Annotated in this window: 14 protein-coding genes; 3 read left to right on the plus strand and 11 right to left on the minus strand. The window is 63.9% G+C overall.

The features are described from left to right. Positions 1-91: 91 nt before the first annotated feature. A complete protein-coding gene (locus tag DW352_RS16590; RefSeq protein ID WP_115692379.1) occupies positions 92-1057 on the minus strand; it encodes a VOC family protein in 966 nt (321 codons plus the stop codon). Positions 1058-1261: 204 nt separating this feature from the next. On the opposite strand from DW352_RS16590, the gene DW352_RS16595 reads away from it, so the two are divergent. After that, positions 1262-2902: a tetratricopeptide repeat protein gene (locus DW352_RS16595; protein ID WP_115692380.1), complete on the plus strand. Its 1641-nt coding sequence runs from the start codon at positions 1262-1264 to the stop codon at positions 2900-2902. Between the two features lie 350 nt (positions 2903-3252). Here the strand turns inward: DW352_RS16595 and DW352_RS16600 are convergent, their stop codons facing one another. From DW352_RS16600 to DW352_RS16620, 5 genes are all read right to left on the minus strand, one after another. After that, complete coding sequence (locus tag DW352_RS16600) at positions 3253-4014, minus strand: CarD family transcriptional regulator (protein WP_245434484.1); 762 nt, start codon at positions 4012-4014, stop codon at positions 3253-3255. A 285-nt stretch (positions 4015-4299) separates the two neighbouring features. Further along, complete coding sequence (fdxA, locus tag DW352_RS16605) at positions 4300-4638, minus strand: ferredoxin FdxA (RefSeq protein WP_115692381.1); 339 nt, start codon at positions 4636-4638, stop codon at positions 4300-4302. 74 nt (positions 4639-4712) lie between these two features. Beyond that, positions 4713-5036 (minus strand): RNA-binding S4 domain-containing protein, encoded by a 324-nt coding sequence (locus DW352_RS16610; protein ID WP_115692382.1) that lies wholly within the window; start codon positions 5034-5036, stop codon positions 4713-4715. Continuing rightward, positions 5033-8293 carry a helicase-related protein gene (locus DW352_RS16615; RefSeq protein ID WP_115692383.1) on the minus strand — a complete coding sequence of 1087 codons (3261 nt, stop codon included), beginning with the start codon at positions 8291-8293 and terminating at the stop codon, positions 5033-5035. The genes DW352_RS16610 and DW352_RS16615 overlap by 4 nt, the downstream gene beginning before the upstream one ends. A gap of 831 nt (positions 8294-9124) precedes the next feature. Continuing rightward, positions 9125-9976 carry a DUF3108 domain-containing protein gene (locus DW352_RS16620; protein WP_115692384.1) on the minus strand — a complete coding sequence of 284 codons (852 nt, stop codon included), beginning with the start codon at positions 9974-9976 and terminating at the stop codon, positions 9125-9127. A gap of 350 nt (positions 9977-10326) precedes the next feature. Between DW352_RS16620 and rpmB the strand changes: the two genes are divergently transcribed. Further along, positions 10327-10620 carry a 50S ribosomal protein L28 gene (gene rpmB, locus DW352_RS16625; protein WP_115692385.1) on the plus strand — a complete coding sequence of 98 codons (294 nt, stop codon included), beginning with the start codon at positions 10327-10329 and terminating at the stop codon, positions 10618-10620. 122 nt (positions 10621-10742) lie between these two features. Here rpmB and DW352_RS16630 read toward each other — a convergent pair whose 3' ends face one another. The 4 genes from DW352_RS16630 to DW352_RS16645 all read right to left on the minus strand — a co-directional run bounded on the left by DW352_RS16630 (position 10743) and on the right by DW352_RS16645 (position 15700). Beyond that, positions 10743-11777: an esterase-like activity of phytase family protein gene (locus tag DW352_RS16630; protein WP_115692386.1), complete on the minus strand. Its 1035-nt coding sequence runs from the start codon at positions 11775-11777 to the stop codon at positions 10743-10745. Beyond that, on the minus strand, positions 11774-13666 hold the full coding sequence (gene cobT, locus DW352_RS16635) for a cobaltochelatase subunit CobT (protein WP_115692387.1): 1893 nt from the start codon (positions 13664-13666) through the stop codon (positions 11774-11776). Before cobT ends, DW352_RS16630 begins: the two co-directional genes overlap by 4 nt. A gap of 123 nt (positions 13667-13789) precedes the next feature. Further along, positions 13790-14776 carry a cobaltochelatase subunit CobS gene (gene cobS, locus DW352_RS16640; protein ID WP_115692388.1) on the minus strand — a complete coding sequence of 329 codons (987 nt, stop codon included), beginning with the start codon at positions 14774-14776 and terminating at the stop codon, positions 13790-13792. A gap of 321 nt (positions 14777-15097) precedes the next feature. Then, positions 15098-15700: a J domain-containing protein gene (locus tag DW352_RS16645; protein WP_115692389.1), complete on the minus strand. Its 603-nt coding sequence runs from the start codon at positions 15698-15700 to the stop codon at positions 15098-15100. A gap of 116 nt (positions 15701-15816) precedes the next feature. Here DW352_RS16645 and DW352_RS16650 point away from each other — a divergent pair, with 116 nt between their 5' ends. Beyond that, the gene (locus tag DW352_RS16650) at positions 15817-16095 is read left to right on the plus strand and encodes a BolA family protein (RefSeq protein ID WP_115694451.1); all 279 of its coding nucleotides are present in this window, start codon (positions 15817-15819) and stop codon (positions 16093-16095) included. A 73-nt stretch (positions 16096-16168) separates the two neighbouring features. Here the strand turns inward: DW352_RS16650 and DW352_RS16655 are convergent, their stop codons facing one another. Further along, entirely contained in the window at positions 16169-17374 is a 1206-nt protein-coding gene (locus DW352_RS16655) for an FAD-dependent oxidoreductase (protein WP_115692390.1), read from the minus strand. Positions 17375-17389 lie beyond the last annotated feature (15 nt).

The raw sequence follows: 17389 nt of genomic DNA on the forward strand, positions 1-17389 counted from the left end.
TGTTCATCTCCGGCCAGCGCTCGCATGACAGACGCAAATGGCCGGGACAAGCCCGGCCATTGCACGCGAAAGATTGCCCGCCGGATGCGGCTTAGTGCTCGCCTATCTCGGCATTGAGCGTGAATTCGCGCGGCACATCCGGACCCCACAGATAGAACGAGTCTTCCGGCTTGTGGTCGGCTGCCGGCCAGCGCTCTTCCTTCGGGATATAATCGATATCGCAGGAGTATTCCGAGAAACTGCCCCACGGATCCATGATGTAGTGGAAGTAGTTGGAGCCGAGCACGTGGCGGCCAAGGCCCCAGCCCTTCTGATAGCCCTTGTCATGCATGCGCATGGCGCCGAGGCCGATGTCCTGGACGCTCGCGGTGTCCCAGGAGCAGTGATGGAATCCGGGACCGTTCGACTTCACCAGCGCCAGCAGATGGTGGTCGCTGCCGTGAATGCCGTGCATGAAGGCGACGATGTCGGATGCGCGGTCTGACAGACGCAGACCAAGCGTGCGCTCGTAGAACTTGATCGACGCGTCGACATCAGCCGTAAAGATCAGCACATGCGACAGCCGGCGCGGGCGGACGGCGGGCGCCTTGTCGCGCACGGTCGCGGCCGCGACGCCCGGACCAACGGTGACCCATTCGCTCTTGGCCTTCTCGTCCGGCGACACTTTGGGCGCAACCTTGATTTCCATCAGCACGCCTTCGTGATTGCGGAACCAGATGCCGTTGGACTCGAAGCCCGGCGGCGGATCGACGAGCGTGATGCCCTGCCCTTCGATGCGCGCCTTCAGACGCGGCAGATCTTCGGCATAGCAGCCGAACGACAGATGATGCAGCGCCTTCTGCTTGACGCCCTCGACGACCGAGCCCCACCGATGGTGATGGCCGAACGTCTTGAGCTGAAGAACATTGTCCTTGGTTTGAACATCGAGGCCGAAATTTCCGTAGAAATCCACGGCCTTGCTGGCGTCCGGGACGGCGAGCACGAACTGGTCGAGCGAGTGAATGCCGAACTCGTCCCCCTTGGCGGTCGGCGCCACATAGCCTCCAATGGCTGTCATTGCTTACTCCCTTGAAAAATCTCTTTGTCGCTTTGGCAGTATTCTACCCGAACTACGTGGAGCGCGCCAACCACCACAGTGACGGGTCCCGAGAGCAGTCGCCCCTCCCAACATAGAGCGGCCCATCCGGCCGGTAACCGGTTTAAAACGACAGGCGTGCGATACAATCGACCGGCACATGCGGTTTGCCCGAGGGATGGCGCCATGGGAGGTCGAAAGGCTATCGCGGCCGCCTTGACGGCGCTCGTCTTGACCGTGCCAACAGCGCTGCGGGCGCAGGATCGCGCGTTGCTACCGGCTTGCGTGGCCGCAAGTGGGACGCCGGAGAGCTGGATCACCGCCTGCTCCGCCCTCATTGCCTCAGCCAGCACCAGCAGTCGCGAACTCGCGGCCGCGTATGCCCAACGCGGCTTCGCCCACACCCTGAAACGCAATCTCGACCAGGCGCAGAAAGATCTCGACGAGGCGGTGCGGATCGACCCGACTTTGCCGCAGGCCTTCGTCAACCGCGCCAATTTCTGGACCGTCATGGGCAAGGCCGACCGGGCGCTCGCCGACAGCGAGCAGGCAATCCGCCTCGATCCCAACCTGCCCCTCGCCTATTTCGTGCGCGGCGGCGCCGCAATGAACCTTGGCCAATACGAGCGGGCGGCCGCCGACTATACCGAGTTCATGCGACTGCGGCCGAGCGTCCGCGCCGACGTGATCATCCTGCGGGGGCGCGCTTATCATCGCATGGGCGAGGACGACCGCGCCATTGCCGATTACGACGAAAAGCTCAAACTGACGCCCAATGATGCCGAAGCGTTGATCAACCGCGGCGACGCGTTGCGCGATAAGAAAAAGATGACGGCAGCAACTGCCGACTACGACGCAGCAATCGCGATCGCGCCGAAAAACCCTGGTGGCTGGCGCGGTCGCGGCTTCATCCGGCTCGGGACCCGCGACCTGACCGGCGCAGTTGCCGATTTTACGCAGGCGCTACGCCTGGACGACAAGGACGCCACGCTCTACCTCAACCGCGGCGCCGCGCTGAGCATGCAAGGGGAGAAGAAACGGGCGCTCGCCGATTTCGATCACGCCATCAAGCTCGATCCCAGGGAGCCACTTGCTCATGTGAACCGCGCGGCGGTGCTCAATGAGCTGGGTCAGCATCGCGACGCGATGATCGCCGTCGAGAAAGCGCTGGAACTGGCGCCCAATTACCGGCCCGCGATCGAAACGCAGAACAAGATTCGGGAGGATTACGGCAAGGAGCCGGCACGCCCCGCCCCCGTGGTCGACCCGAGTGAATGCATTTTCCCGTCGTCCGGCACCGAACTCGATCGTGCGGCGATCGATCGCATCATCTCTTCGTGCACAGCGCTCATCAAAGCATCGGGCGAAGAAGGCGCCGCCGCCGTTGTCTATCTCCAGCGTGGCAGCATGTACCGGCGGCTGGGCCAATACGGGGCGGCTTATACGGACTTCAGCGAGGCAATCCGGCGGGATCCGACCTCAGCCTCGGCTTACACGGGGCGCGGCAATGCGCAACGCGGCCTTCGTCATCTCGACGAAGCGATCGCCGACCACAGCGAGGCGATCAAGCTCGCGCCGAACGATCCCGAGGCCTACAACAATCGCGGCAATGCCTGGCGCGACAAAAAGGACTACAAGCAGGCCATCGCGGATTACGACACGGCTATCAGGCTCAATCCGCGCTATGCCGCAGCCTATTACAATCGCGCCAATACGTGGCTCGACAGCGGCGACAAGGAGCGCGCCGTCGCCGACTACAGGCAGGCGCTCAAGCTCAATCTGCGGCAGGCCGGTGACATGTTGAAGGAGTTGGGCGTCGAGCCGTAGGTTTGCGCCGCCTCGCGGCAATCAGCGCAGCTACGGTCACTGCACTCGCACGCAGGTCATTGCCCCCGCGCGGTCATTGCCTGGCTTGACCCGGCAATCCATGAGGCCTCGCTCCGAAGAAGAACTCTCGTAAGGCTAGTCCACGCGGATAGTCATCATCGATGCCCGGGTCGAGCCCGGGCATGACGTCGAGAATGGGGCGACGCCACACCACCGCAAGAAGCTGAGCACAACCCGAAGCACGTGACGCCGATCGCGCGATCTCCGCCCGGAACAAAAATCCGGACAACACCAAAACGAAAAGCCCGGCATCGCTGCCGGGCTTTCGTATCTTTGCGCAGGCGATCGGCTTAGGCCGCTTCGTCCTCGACGCCTTCCTCGGAAGAGCCTTCCTCGGCCGGCTTGGGACCACGACGCGGGCCCTTGGCGAGCGCGCCCTCGATCTCCTTCACCGCTTCGGTCTCGGTGATCTTCTGCACCGCGGCGATCTCGCGCGACAGACGGTCGAGCGCAGCTTCGTACAGCTGACGCTCCGAGTACGACTGCTCCGGCTGGCTCTCCGAACGGTACAGGTCGCGCACGACCTCGGCGATGGCGACGATGTCGCCCGAATTGATCTTTGCTTCGTATTCCTGAGCGCGGCGCGACCACATGGTGCGCTTGATGCGAGCGCGGCCCTTGAGCGTCTCGAGCGCCTTCTTGACCAGCGGCGGCTCAGCGAGCTTGCGCATGCCAACCGACACGATCTTCGCGGTCGGGACGCGGAGCGTCATCTTGTCCTTGATGAAGTTGATGACGAACAGCTCGAGCTTCGCCCCGGCGATCTCCTGCTCCTCGATCGCCATGATCTGACCCACGCCATGGGCCGGATAAACGATGAACTCGTTGGTCTTGAAACCCTGGCGCTGGGTAGTCTTTTTATTGGCGGACATTCCGGGCAAAACTCCTTCACCGGCTCCCTTGCGGGGGACGGGCATCTTGGCTGCGGAAGCCCCGCCGCGGACGTTACCGCGGGAGGCATGAGAGGCCCGCCGAGGCGCGGCGGGATTTTTCGGACCCCGGCTCGTGCCGGAAGGACCCTTCTTAGCTTTCTGACGCGATTTTCCTGCCACTGCTTGACGCGTGGATCGCACGCCCTCTATCCAGACCCTTGGGACTTCTTCTGCCGTGAAAAATAAGGCTCCCGATCAGGGAGCGCTCCGGCAGCGGCTCTTTTTTGTCATCATCGGATTGCGCTATATATAGCACATTTTTGGGCACTTTCAAAGCGTTATGGCGACGCAAAAGTGCAATCCGCCTGCAATAATTTAGTTAAGCGGCAGTTCGGTTAACATTGGCGGGCCAAAATTGCCTCGCCTGCCGGTTCCCGGGTAAGCCCCGATTAACGCGGGAACTTTTCAGTCGCCGGTTCCCGGCTTCGGGCTGAAGTATTTGTTGAGTTTGTCGGGCGCGCCGTCGAACTCCTTGGCGTCGGGGGGCGAGTCGCGCTTCACGGTAATATTGGGCCAGGTCTTGGCGTATTCCGCATTGAGCTCGAGGAACTTTTCCAGGCCCGGCTCGGTATCGGGCTTAATGGCCTCGGCCGGACATTCGGGCTCGCACACCCCGCAGTCGATACACTCGTCCGGATGGATGACGAGCATGTTCTCGCCCTCGTAGAAGCAGTCCACCGGACACACTTCGACGCAATCCATGTACTTGCACTTGATGCAGTTTTCGACGACGACGTAGGTCATCACGCGCTCCGCCAAATTCGCTTAGCGCTGCGTATCGCATCGATAGGTACGCCGCAAGCCGTCGACGCCGATAGTCATGCAGTTCCGGACGTCTGACCCGCGTTATACCTTTCGGGGCCTCCCGCCAGCTCACTATAGAGCGCCCGCGCGTCACTCGCGCCGCTGCGCTTTTCGGCGAAGCCATCCACCCGCATCACCCGCACCGCGCGATCGAGCGCCAATGTGAGCACGTCGCCGACGCGGACAGGCTGGCTGGCCGCGGTCACGCGTCTGCCGTTGAGCCGGACGTGGCCATGCTCGACCAACGCAGCCGCATCGGTGCGTGTGCGCACCGTGCGGGCATGCCAGAGCCATTTGTCGATTCGCTGCCGCTCGGATCCTGGCGCCGGGGCGCTCAAGAAGGCTCCTTGCCGCCTTGCTCGAGCTGCTGCTTGAGCGCGGCGAGCTTGGCGAAGGGCGAATTCGGATCGGGCTGCTTGTCGCGACGATCCGAACCGTGCGGCTTGGCGTAGTACTTCTCGCGGTCCGCCCGGTCGGGACCCGAATCGCGGTCGCGACGCGGTCCTCGGCGCGGACCGCGGTCCGGACGCCCGTGGGCATCCTGGCGGTCGCCGCGCTGATGCTGGCGGTCCATCTTCTGATGGCGCTCATGGCGGTCACGGCGATCTTGGCGGTCGCGGCGCTCAGGCCCGCCTGCTTCCGCCGGTACCGCAGCCCCTTCGACCGGCGCCGCTGTCGCGCCTTCCTGGGTGCCTTCCGCCGGCGCCGACGTGGCGCCGTGACGATGCTGTGGCCGCCGGTGATGTTGTGGACGCGGCGGGCGCTTTTCCGGGCGGCCGCCGGGACGCCAGACCTCGATGAGAGCCGGTTCGTCGGATTTAGCTTCACCTTCCGTCGCGGCCGCAGCAGCCTCGGTCGGAGCGTCAGGCGTGGCTTCGGCCGGCGCGGCAGGGGCCTCGGCAGCGGCCGATTCGGCCACCGCTTCGACCTGCGGCATCACTTCCGCATCCGGCACCGTGGTCAGCGCGGACGTGGCTTCGCCCACGGCTGCCTCGTCGCCGGCGATGGCCGCGTCCAAGGCCTCTGTCTGCGCTGTTGTTTCGACTGGCGCCTCGGTCGTCGCTTCCTCAGGCGCGACAGGTGCCATGCCGGCCGCCGCTGGCGTGACCTCAGGCTCCGGCGGCTTCGGCCGCCGTTCCATGCGATAGCCGAGCGAGCGCAGAATGGTCGCAAAGTCCTCACCTGAGGCGCCGGTCAACGACGTCATTGCGCCGGTGACCGTGAACGAGCGTCCATCGACCGCGCCGTCGGGCTTGGGGCCCGGTGCCCCCTCACGCCAAGACAGCGCCGGGCGAATGAGATCGGCTAGTCGCTCCAGAATATCGACGCGCACCGCACGCTCGCCGGTCACGCGATAGCCGACGGTGCGGTAGAGCGCCTTCGACGTTTCCTTGTCGACCGGGATCGAGGTGCGACCGGAAGCCGCAAGGTGCAACAACTCGGCGACGCCCTTGGCATCCGGCGCTTCGTGCTTGAGCGCCCAGAGCTGCGTCGCGAGCGCGCGCGGCGCCGGCTTGAGCAGTGCCGGCAGATAGATGTGATAGGCGCCAAAGCGCACGCCGTATTTGCGCAACGTCGCGCGCGACGGCTGGTCGAGGCCCTTCACCTCTTCCGCAACCTTCTGGCGCTCGAGCACGCCGAGCGCTTCCACGACCTGGAAGGCGACGCCGCGCGCCATGCCGGTAATGTCTTCCGCCGCCGAGAGCGTGAACAGCGGTGCAAGCAGCTTCTCGATCTGGCTCTTCAGCCAGAGATCGAGCCGCGTCTGCACCAAATCACGGGACGGGCCAGTGAGATGTTCGTCGGCAATGATGCGCACGCGCGGTCGCAACGTGTCATCGCCGGCCGTGAGACGGCCAACCACATCGCCAAGCCAGCGGATGACCCCATCGTTCGCCAGCACAATTTGGTCGGCGGGCGCCTGCGACAGACGCGTCGCGCGTGCCTCGATCTCGACTGCCAGCACCTTCTGGGCGGCGGCGTTCAACGCCTTGGCCTCCGAACCCGCGGCCGCGGATGCGTCGGGCGCAAACATAAACCCATCGAGACGGCCGATCATGTGGCCCTCAACGGTGACTTCGCCGGTTTTACCGATTTCAGTTTCTAACATCGTGTTCTCTCGCAACCGCCGCATCAATACGCTGGTACGGCGGTCCACAAAACGCTCGGCCAAGCGCTCGTGCAGCGCGTCGGACAATTTGTCTTCGACCGCACGTGTTGTTGCCTGCCAGTGCTCCGGATCGGCAAGCCAATCCGGACGGTTGGCAACGAAAGTCCAAGTTCTGACATGCGCGATCCGGGTGGAGAGAGTGTCGATGTCGCCGTCGGTTCGATCGGCAAGGGCGACTTGGCGAGCGAACCAATCCGTCGGGATATTACCCTCTCGCATCAGGAATCCATAGAGCGCTACCACTAATTCCGCATGGGTCGCCGGAGCGATCTTCCGATAGTCGGGAACCTGGCAGACGTCCCAAAGCCGCTCGACCGCCGCACGGTTGCGCGCGAGCGCCCGTACATCTTCATCGCGCGCGGCGTGCTCCAGCACCAGAATATCCTCTCCGACGGGTGCGCGCGTCAGTCCCTGCTCCTGCGGCGCCATCGCAAGGGACGCCTGCAACGCGCCGATCGACGAGAAATCGAGATCGGCGTTTCGCCACTGCAAAAGGCGGACAGGCTCGAAGGTGTGGCTCTCGAGCGCCTGCACCAGTTCAGGCTCGAAGGGATCGCAGCGTCCGGTGGTGCCGAAGGTGCCGTCGCGCGCGGCGCGGCCAGCGCGGCCGGCAATCTGCGCCATCTCGGCGGGATTGAGCTTGCGGAATTGATAGCCGTCGAATTTGCGATCGGACGCGAAAGCGACGTGATCGACATCGAGATTGAGCCCCATGCCGATGGCGTCGGTCGCGACCAGATAGTCGACGTCGCCGGACTGATAGAGCGCGACTTGGGCGTTCCGCGTACGCGGCGACAGCGCGCCCAGGACCACCGCAGCGCCGCCGCGCTGGCGGCGAATCAATTCGGCGATCGCGTAAACTTCGTCGGCCGAGAAGGCGACGACGGCCGAGCGGCGCGGCAGCCGGGTGATCTTCTTGTCGCCGGCATAAGTGAGCATCGACAGCCGCGGCCGGCTGATGATGTGCGCGCCGGGCAGCAGCTTTTCCACCATCGGCCGCATGGTGGCGGCCCCCAGCACCAGCGTTTCCTCGCGGGCGCGGAGATTGAGGATGCGGTCGGTGAAGACATGGCCGCGCTCGAAATCGGCGCCCAATTGAATTTCGTCGATAGCCAGGAACGCGACATCGAGGTCGCGCGGCATGGCCTCGACGGTCGAGACCCAGTAACGCGCCGTCGGCGGCTTGATTTTCTCTTCGCCGGTGATGAGCGCGACGAGCGGTGCGCCGACCCGATCGACGACCTTGTTGTAGACCTCACGTGCGAGCAGCCGCAGCGGCAGGCCGATCATGCCCGACGAATGCGCGAGCATGCGCTCGATCGCCAAGTGGGTCTTACCGGTATTGGTGGGACCGAGAACGGCGGTGACGCCGGCGCCACGTGCCTTACCGGCGCGGGCAGGCTGCGAAGAGAAAGTAATGGCCATTACGCATCCAGATTGGTGGAGCCCCAACGACCGGCGCTCCGCCTGAGGCACACCCTGTATCACAACGCGACGGCAAAAACGCGGGCGGTTAATCTTCGGAACGGCTCTGGAACGAACCGCGCCCGAATCGCTTGTGCGGCCTGTGTCGGAATTCGTTCACGGCGATATGTAGGGACGAACCGCGCCACCGCCACCAGCATTGCGCAATGAACGCTGATGGCGCGTGAAATCGACGCTCTATTGGTTAAGGCGGACGCGGCCCCCCCGCAGGCTACGTCGCGAAAACCTGCACTTCGGCCGAGTCCCACAATGCGACGCCTCCACGACATACCGTTAAGGTATGGAACACGGGCCGAACGAACCGCGTCCGAATCGCCGTTAACACTGCGGTGCGGGCTTCGTTCACGACCAGATGTGGTAGTGGCGCCAGGCGGAAGGCCCAGAAGGGCCACAAGCTTGCAGCTCAATGACCCGCCACCCGTTAACACCGGGGAGTTTCGCGTGTGCCTCCATGTGCGCTCGCGCGTGAAGACACCACCGCCATCCACGTGCACTCGCTTGTCTCACAATGCTACGCCGAAACGGTAAGCCGTTAAGCTCCGGAACGAGTCTGGAACGAATCGCGGCCGAATCGCTGACCGCGTGGCAGTAGAGATTCGTTCACGGCGACATGTGGCAGAGCTGCGAAGGAGTCCCACAAGATCGGGTAGAAAACGCCGGCTCAGCGGCTTTTTGTCCGCCACAAACGTTAAGATAGACGCGAGTCGGTGGCGGGCCGAAGAGTCAACAGGATTCAGCCGACGCCCCCTTCACCGAGATGCCGCGGACGATCTACTCGGTCTTCGGGCTGGTGGTGACTGCGGCTTTGGTCGGCAGCGGCAGCGACACGAATTGCGTTGCCTCGAGAACCGCCTCACCGACCGGCGTCGGCCCCTGCGCACGGAACGGCACGAGCATGCGGGTGCCGGCGACAGGTGCGAGCCACACTTCCATATCGCGCAGATTGGTCATGTACCTGATAGCCGTGCGCGTCGGAATGTGGCCGGCCACAGGCTCGAAATAGATCGCGCAGACCACCACTGGGCCGGCATAGCCCTTTTCGGCCTTTACCTTGTCCATACGCTTGAAGGCGAGATCGAGATCGTAGCGCATACGACCGTCGAACACCGAAAGCTTGCGCTGACAGGCGTCCGGCGTCAGCAGGTCGCCGTTGCCCAAAACCCGGACCATGGAGGCGGTCATTGGGTCCAAGACGTTCTGCCGGTTCGCTTCCGTGAGCGGCACGCGCTCGGGGTCGTCGTCCTGCGGCGGATCGACTTTGAAGTCCTTCACCGACCCGTTGGCGATGGTGAGCCGAATTTCGTCGCTCTTCCTGCGGGTGGAAATCGTGGCCGCGTAGATGGAGGACATCGCGCGGCTGCCGCTCAAGGTCCCGCGCGCCGCCGTCGTGCCCTGTCCACCGGTGAAGGCACGCAAAAGCCCGGTGGTCGTGCCGTTGGCGGCGGCCGAATAATTCGTGTCGCCGAACTCGATCACCCAGTTTCCGCTACCGATGGGGAGACCCGCAAGCGTGGCGGTGTACTGAGCGTCCAGCTTGGCCTGCGCGCGCGCCACATCCGGCGCGGCAACCACGCTCACAAGCCCACAAGCGACAAAACCGATGACGATGCGCGAAGCCAGCACGAAGCTACCTTCCTTCCACGCGCTGGCCGGAGTTCCGCAGGTCCAGCGTGTTATATGTCGAGCAGCCTAACCCGGCATGCAAGGGTCCCCCGGCCCGGTGGGGAGACTGCCGCACAGATAAGATGCACCGTCGCCGCCGCTATGAGGCGCTTCAAAATTGGTCGAATGTTTGATCGATTACGGTGCCCCGCATGAAAAAGGCCGCAAGCGCTCCCGAAACGTGATATTTTCCAAAGACTTGCGAGCGACTTGACGCGTCACGCCGCGCTCTCTATACGTCCCCGCAATCTTTCCAGACCATATGGATCGGACGGGCGCCTGCGGGCGCCGTTATTTTCGAGGGTTTAGCCATGTCATGGCGTTGCGATCTCACCGGCAAGGGGCCGCTCGTTGGCCACAAGGTGAGCCATTCGAATATCAAGACCAAGCGGCGTTTCCTGCCGAACCTGCAGAACGTGACGCTGATCTCGGACGAGCTCGGCCGCAGCTTCAAGGTGCGGGTGTCGACCAATGCACTGAAGTCAGTCGACCACCGCGGCGGTCTCGACAACTTCCTGCTCAAGGCGAAGGACGCTGAGCTGTCGCCGAAGATGCTGAAGGTGAAGCGCGAACTTGCCAAGAAGAAGGACGCCGCCGCGGCCTGATCCGCGCGGTTTCTTCACGGGATGCGCAAACGCCGCCCTCGGGCGGCGTTTTTGTTTTGGGCGGCTGCCTAGGGTGGGTTAGGCGCCTTCGGCGCCAACCCGCCCTACAAGCTACAAGTTCGTCACTCCGCCAGCGTGAACTGCAGCAGCAGATTGCGCTGGATCGGCGCGAAATTGTCATCCGAAACGAGCGTCAACACGGTCTCGCCCTGTGGCGTACGGTGGATGCCGACACCTTCCATGTTGTCGATCTGGTAAGCGAGATCGGCCTGTATCAGCGCCTGACCATCGACGACGGCGCCTTCCTTGATCGCCGCCAACGGCACGCGACGCAGGCGCATGGCCACACCGCGCGCGATCGAATAACGGCGCTCCAACAGCAACAGATCGCCCGGCGGCAGAACGGTGCAATCGCTGACGTCGAATTCGTCGCTGCGCTTGACCGAGAAGCGTTCTGTCGCGGCGCCCTTAAGCACAAAGGCACGCAGATTGCCGTCGGCATCGAGGCTTTCCTCGGTGACCGCGATCAACTCGTCCGCATGCGGCGCGCCGTGCGGCGGCACTGCCAGGCATTCGAGGCTCTTGTTGTTGGTGAAAGTCTTGAAGTCGGCCGGCACCTTCATGACCTCGCCGCGCGCCTTCAGCCCGTCGCGGCGATAATTGAAGCGGACTATCTGCTCGACGCGTTCGATGCCGACATAGAGCATGCCGTCGCGCTCGGCGAGAGACTCGCTGTCGAACCATTTATGGGCGGCGAGCGGCGTGCCGTCGGCGCCGAGAATAGGAGCGAGCTCGGCATCGGCAATGCCGGCGGGCTTGCCGTTGCTGTCGTAGACGATGCGGCCGCGCAGCCAGGAGCCGCGATCGGTAACGGCGATAAAATGAGCGCCGTCCGGCTCCATATGGAGGCCCGAAATCCCGCCAAACGCCGGATGTTTGGATGTCAGCGCCAAGCCGCCGCGAAACATCAGCGCGCCGAAGCGCAATTGCGCCGGATCGCGCGTGTCGAACGACGTGATCGGCGTCGCCTCGACGGTGATGGCGACCGGCTCGAGTGCATAACGCTGGAGCTGGCCCCAGGCGAGGCTCGCCGCCACCGCGACGAAAACGACGAGCGAGAAACCGGCGATCAGGCCGCGGCGGCGCGTCAGCTTCAAGCCACGCGTCTCCGCCGTGACGTGCCGGCGCGCTCGGCCTGCGCGTGTTCTTCGAACAGTTCGGCGAGCTTCTCGGTCATCGCACCGCCAAGCTCCTCGGCATCGACGATGGTGACGGCGCGGCGATAGTAACGCGTGACGTCATGACCGATGCCGATGGCGATCAGCTCGACCGGCGAGCGGGTCTCGATCTCCTCGATCACCCAGCGCAGATGGCGCTCAAGATAATTGCCGGGGTTGACCGACAGCGTCGAGTCATCGACCGGCGCACCGTCCGAGATCATCATCAGAATCTTGCGCTGCTCGGGCCGCGCCAAGAGGCGCTTGTGCGCCCAATCGAGCGCCTCGCCGTCGATGTTCTCCTTGAGGAGCCCTTCGCGCATCATCAAGCCGAGGTTCTTGCGCGCGCGCCGCCAGGGCGCATCCGCGGCCTTGTAGATGATGTGGCGCAGGTCGTTGAGGCGGCCGGGATTGGCCGGCTTGCCCGCGGACAGCCAGTGCTCGCGCGATTGCCCGCCCTTCCAGGCACGCGTGGTGAAGCCGAGGATCTCGACCTTCACGCCGCATCGCTCGAGCGTGCGGGCGAGGATGTCGGCGCAAGTCGCCGCAACCGTGATCGGACGCCCGCGCATCGAGCCGGAATTGTCGAGCAGCAGCGTCACCACCGTGTCGCGGAATTGCGTGTCCTTCTCCCATTTGAAGGACAAGGGGTGCATCGGATCCATGACGATGCGCGATAGACGCGCCGGGTCGAGCAACCCTTCCTCGAGATCGAACTCCCACGAGCGGTTCTGCTGCGCCATCAATCGGCGTTGCAGCCGGTTGGCGAGGCGCGCGACGACGCCCTGCAGATTGGAAAGCTGCTTGTCGAGATAACCGCGCAGGCGATCGAGCTCCTCCGCCTCGCACAGGTCTTCCGCCGCGATGGTCTCGTCGAACCGCAATGTAAAAGCACGATAGTCCGGGCCCCGCGGCTCGTTGGCGCCGAATTGGCGTGGCCGCTGCGGCTCGCCCGGCGTCTCGGCATCGCCCATGTCGGTGTCGTCAGCCATGTCGGCGGTCGGCGCTTCAACCGCTTCGGCAGCGCTGTCCGGCATTTCCTCGCTGGAGACCTGCGAGTCTTCCATGCTGGTGCGCTGCATGTCGTCCGACTCGGCGGCTTCGCCCTCCTCGCCGGAGTCCTGCTTGCGCTGCTCTTCTTCGCCTTCGTCCTCGTCCTCGGATTCGGACGAACGGTCTTCGCCCATCTCCAGCGAGTCGAGCATCTCGTGCACGACGTCGCTGAAATGGCGCTGGTCTTCGATCAGATCTTCGAGGCGGTCGAGGTCGGGACCGACGCGCTCCTCGATCAGCGGGCGCCAGAGATCGACGAGCTTCTTGGCCGACTTCGGCGGCGCGAGCCCGGTCAGGCGCTCACGCACCATCATTGCCAATGCTTCCTCGATCGGCGCATCGGCACGTTCGGTCACGGTATCGAACTTGGCGCGGTGGAACCGGTCGTCGAGCATGGCGGTGAGGTTGCTCGCGACGCCGTCCATGCGCCGGGCGCCGATCGCCTCGACGCGCGCTTGCTCGACAGCCTCGTACACCGCGCGTGCCTGCTGGCCGGCGGGCTGCAAGCGGCGATGCAGGGTGGCATCGTGGCAGGCGAGCTTGAGCGCGATGGAGTCGGCATTGCCGCGCACGATGGCGGCTTCCGCCTTGGTCAGCTTACGCGCCGGCTCCGGCAGCCGCGCCTTGCCGCCGATAAGACCGGGCCGCTCGGCGGCATAGGCCACCTCAAGATCCGGCTTACGCGCGAGCGCGCGCAGACAGCCTTGAACCGCTCGTTTGAACGGCTCGGTCGGCGCTTCCTTGCCCGGGGCTTTGCCTTTGATGTTGGAGGCCATCTCTCTTCCGTCGTTCCGGGGCGCCGCTCCCTAGCGGCGAGCCCGGAACCCACACTCACAAGCCACGCGGCTTATTCCAACCACCAGGGTTATGGGTCCCCGCTTTCGCGGGGACGACAAGCGTCAGCTGAGCGCCACGTTCACGGCGCTTTCCGGCAACTCCTGGCCGAAGCAGCGCTGATAGAACTCGGCCACGATCGGGCGTTCGAGCTCGTCGCACTTGTTCAGGAAGGTCAGCCGGAAGGCGAAACCGACATCGTTGAAGATCTCGGAGTTCTCCGCCCAGGTGATCACGGTGCGCGGGCTCATCACGGTCGACAGATCGCCGTTCATGAAGGCATTGCGCGTCAGATCGGCGACGCGGACCATCTTGGAGACGATCTCGCGGCCCTTCTCGTTCTGATAGTGCTTGGCCTTCGACAGGACGATGTCGACTTCGTTGTCGTGCGGCAGATAGTTCAGCGACGTCACGATCGACCAACGGTCCATCTGCGCCTGGTTGATCTGCTGCGTGCCGTGATAGAGGCCCGACGTGTCGCCGAGGCCGACCGTGTTGGCGGTGGCGAACAGGCGGAAGGCCGGGTGCGGCTTGATCACGCGGCTCTGGTCGAGCAGCGTCAACCGGCCCGAAGATTCCAGGACGCGCTGGATCACGAACATCACGTCCGGGCGGCCGGCGTCGTATTCGTCGAAGCACAGCGCGACGTTGTGCTGATAGGCCCAGGGCAGAATGCCGTCACGGAATTCGGTGACCTGCTGACCGTCCTTGATGACGATGGCGTCCTTGCCGATCAGGTCGATACGGCTGATATGGCTATCGAGGTTGACGCGCACCATCGGCCAGTTGAGCCGGGCGGCGACCTGCTCGATATGCGTCGACTTGCCGGTACCATGGTAACCGGTCACCATGACTCGGCGGTTCTTGGCGAACCCGGCAAGAATGGCAAGCGTCGTCGGACGGTCGAAACGGTAATCGGGATCGGCCTCGGGCACGTACTCGTCGGCATGCGAATAGGCCGGCACTTCCAAATCAGAGTCGATTCCGAAAACTTGCCGGACGGACACCTTCATGTCCGGCAGGCCGGCAACTTCCTGTACTGCGGCTGTCATTGATCCTCCGTGGCTTCGGATCGGCCGAAGCCTTATGCGGGTCCGACGTTACGGTCCGGCTGATAGGAGCGCAAACTTAGCAGACGCCGCCGACGCGAAAAACCCGGCTTCGCGAATAACACCATCAATTATTTCAATAAGATAGGGAGTTTCAGGCCTGTGCGGAAGGCGGGGCTGGGTTGATTTTAGATTTCTGATCCCTCTCCCGCCTGTGGGGGAGGGTGGCGGGCGCCGGCAAACCGGGGCAGAGGCGCGTTGTTTTCAGAGGTCTGCCACCCCACGACGCTGACGCGCCGCCCCCTTCCGGGAGGGACTGGCGGCTCAGCCGAAACCTACCGACTTCAGGTAGTTATAGGCCTGAATGATCTCGACCAGCCGGTCCTCGGTCGAGCGGTCGCCGCCATTGACGTCAGGGTGGTGACGCTTCACCAGCTCCTTGAACTTGGTTTTCACCTGCTGCGGCGTCGCACCGACCTCGAGCCCCAAAGTATCGAGCGCCTTGCGCTCGGCATTGCGCACCGGACGCGCCGCCTCGGCACGCTGCTTCTGCTCGGCGCGTACCCCTTCGGAAAATAATCCGAACGGATCGGCGCCCGCGGCAAGGGACTCCGCATCGGCGCGGCTGCGGCCCTTGCCGGTTCCCATTTTCCAGGTCGGACGATGACCGGTGAGCGCGTCCTTTTGGTACGCCATCACCGCATCGTCGTTCATGCCGGCGAAGAAATTGTAGGACTGATTGTATTGACGCACGTGATCAAGGCAGAAACGCCAATGCTCATGCTCGCGCCCACGCCCCTTCGGCGCACGGTGCGTGCCCTGCTCCTTGCATCCGTGCCACTGGCAGGAAGGACCTTCCGTCTTGATACGGCGGTCCTGCGCCGGCTTGACGCGTACACGATCAAAAATATCCGAGTCGAATTTCATGACCCAACACTATGCGCCTTTCGCGGTGACGCCTTCAAGACTTGACTTGTCACGGTCGAACGCGATTTCGCCACGAAGCATTGACGCGCGCGCCGCCCTTGCATAACTCGGACGGCATGCGCACCAGCGATATCATCACACAGAAGTTGACCGAGGCTTTCTCGCCGCAAAGCCTGAGGGTCGAGGACGAATCTCACCGACATGAGGGCCATGCCGGGCATCGGCCGGGCGGGCAAACTCACTACAGGGTCTATATCGTATCGGAGGCATTCAAAGGAAAGACCCGGATCGAGCGTCACCGCATGATCAACGGTATTCTTTCGTCTGAACTCGCCGGCGGCGTGCACGCGCTGGCAATTCACGCCGCCGCGCCGGGTGAAGGCGGCGCGGCGTAGAATACGCTGCATTTCGTGGAAGCGCCGCTGACCTCCGCGAAGCGGGGACCAGCGCAATAATTCAACGAGCGGTTCAGGCGGCCTGCGCCACGCCGACACTGGCCAGCAAGGATGTGCGCAGCAGGAAGGCACGGTGCGCCGTCGGATCGGCGGCCATGCGACGCAAGGCGGCGAAGTTTTCCTGCCGGACGCGCTCGTCTTTTTCCTCCAGCCGCTTCTTGTTGGCGACCGTCTGCTGCTGCACGTACTCGATGTTGATCGGGCGGCGGCGGCGGTCGTATTCGTCGAGCACGGCTTCCGGTTCGCCACGAAGCACGCGATCAAGCAATGCGGCGAGTTCAACGGCATCATGAATGCCGCAGTTGAGGCCGAGGCCGCCGATCGGATTGTTCACGTGCGCCGCATCGCCCGCGAGGAACACATGTCCCTGCCGGAAGCTCGCGGCAACCCGCTGGTGGACATTGTAGATGTTGCGGTGAACGATCGGGTACGCGCCTTCCTTCGGGAAGAATTTCTGCAGACGCTGCTCGACGGCTTCGTCGGCGAACACGGCCTCATCGGTATCGCCTGGCCGCGTCGGGAACACCGAGCGCCATAGCCCTTTGCCGTCCGGGCCCGACACCTTGAACAGGTTCGCCCATTCGTCCGGATCGGAGAAATAGCTGCGATAGCCCGCGCCGACGCCGGCCTCGAAGTCGAAAGCCGTGGTCAGCACCAGGAAGCGCTCCGGGAACGTATAGCCTTCGAACTCGATGCCGAGCGCCTTGCGCACCGTGGAGCGGCCGCCGTCGGCGCCGATCAGATAGCGCCCGGAGACCGTCTCCGTCTTGCCGTCATGCTCGATATGCAGGCGCACGCCGTTGGCATCCTGGTCGAGACCGGACACACGCGCGCCCATGTGCACCTTTGCGTTGGTCGTGCCGCGCAGGCGTTCTATCGCCAGCTTCGCCAGCTTGTGCTGCTCGCACTGGACGACGAAAGGAAAGCGCGTGTCGTTCTTGAGGATCGCGTGATCGAACTCCGCAACCACCTGCCCGGAAGGCCGGTCCCAGAACTGAAACGTACGCGCGACGAGACCGAGACGGATGATGTCGTCGATCAGGCCGAGATTGGCCAGCATTTCGAGCGTTGCCGGATGGGTGGTCGAGGCACGTGGCGCATCGTTCACCTGGGTCTCGGCCTCGAACACCTCGACGGCGTGACCTTGGCGCGCCAGCGCCAGCGCCGCGACGAGGCCCACCGGCCCACCACCGGCGACGAGAATTGGTTGCTCGGACACGATGAATCTCCCTCG

This window comes from Pseudolabrys taiwanensis (assembly GCF_003367395.1).
GTDB classification, from domain to species: Bacteria; Pseudomonadota; Alphaproteobacteria; order Rhizobiales; family Xanthobacteraceae; genus Pseudolabrys; species Pseudolabrys taiwanensis.

What these genes read in the sequence shown, in the direction of transcription:
- fdxA (WP_115692381.1), bottom strand. Translation starts at nt 4,638, where the DNA reads ATGACCTACGTCGTCGTCGAAAACTGCATCAAGTGCAAGTACATGGAT.
- DW352_RS16615 (WP_115692383.1), bottom strand. Translation starts at nt 8,293, where the DNA reads ATGGCCATTACTTTCTCTTCGCAGCCTGCCCGCGCCGGTAAGGCACGT.
- DW352_RS16650 (WP_115694451.1), top strand. Translation starts at nt 15,817, where the DNA reads ATGCGCACCAGCGATATCATCACACAGAAGTTGACCGAGGCTTTCTCG.
- cobS (WP_115692388.1), bottom strand. Translation starts at nt 14,776, where the DNA reads ATGACAGCCGCAGTACAGGAAGTTGCCGGCCTGCCGGACATGAAGGTG.
- DW352_RS16645 (WP_115692389.1), bottom strand. Translation starts at nt 15,700, where the DNA reads ATGAAATTCGACTCGGATATTTTTGATCGTGTACGCGTCAAGCCGGCG.
- cobT (WP_115692387.1), bottom strand. Translation starts at nt 13,666, where the DNA reads ATGGCCTCCAACATCAAAGGCAAAGCCCCGGGCAAGGAAGCGCCGACC.
- DW352_RS16595 (WP_115692380.1), top strand. Translation starts at nt 1,262, where the DNA reads ATGGGAGGTCGAAAGGCTATCGCGGCCGCCTTGACGGCGCTCGTCTTG.
- rpmB (WP_115692385.1), top strand. Translation starts at nt 10,327, where the DNA reads ATGTCATGGCGTTGCGATCTCACCGGCAAGGGGCCGCTCGTTGGCCAC.
- DW352_RS16590 (WP_115692379.1), bottom strand. Translation starts at nt 1,057, where the DNA reads ATGACAGCCATTGGAGGCTATGTGGCGCCGACCGCCAAGGGGGACGAG.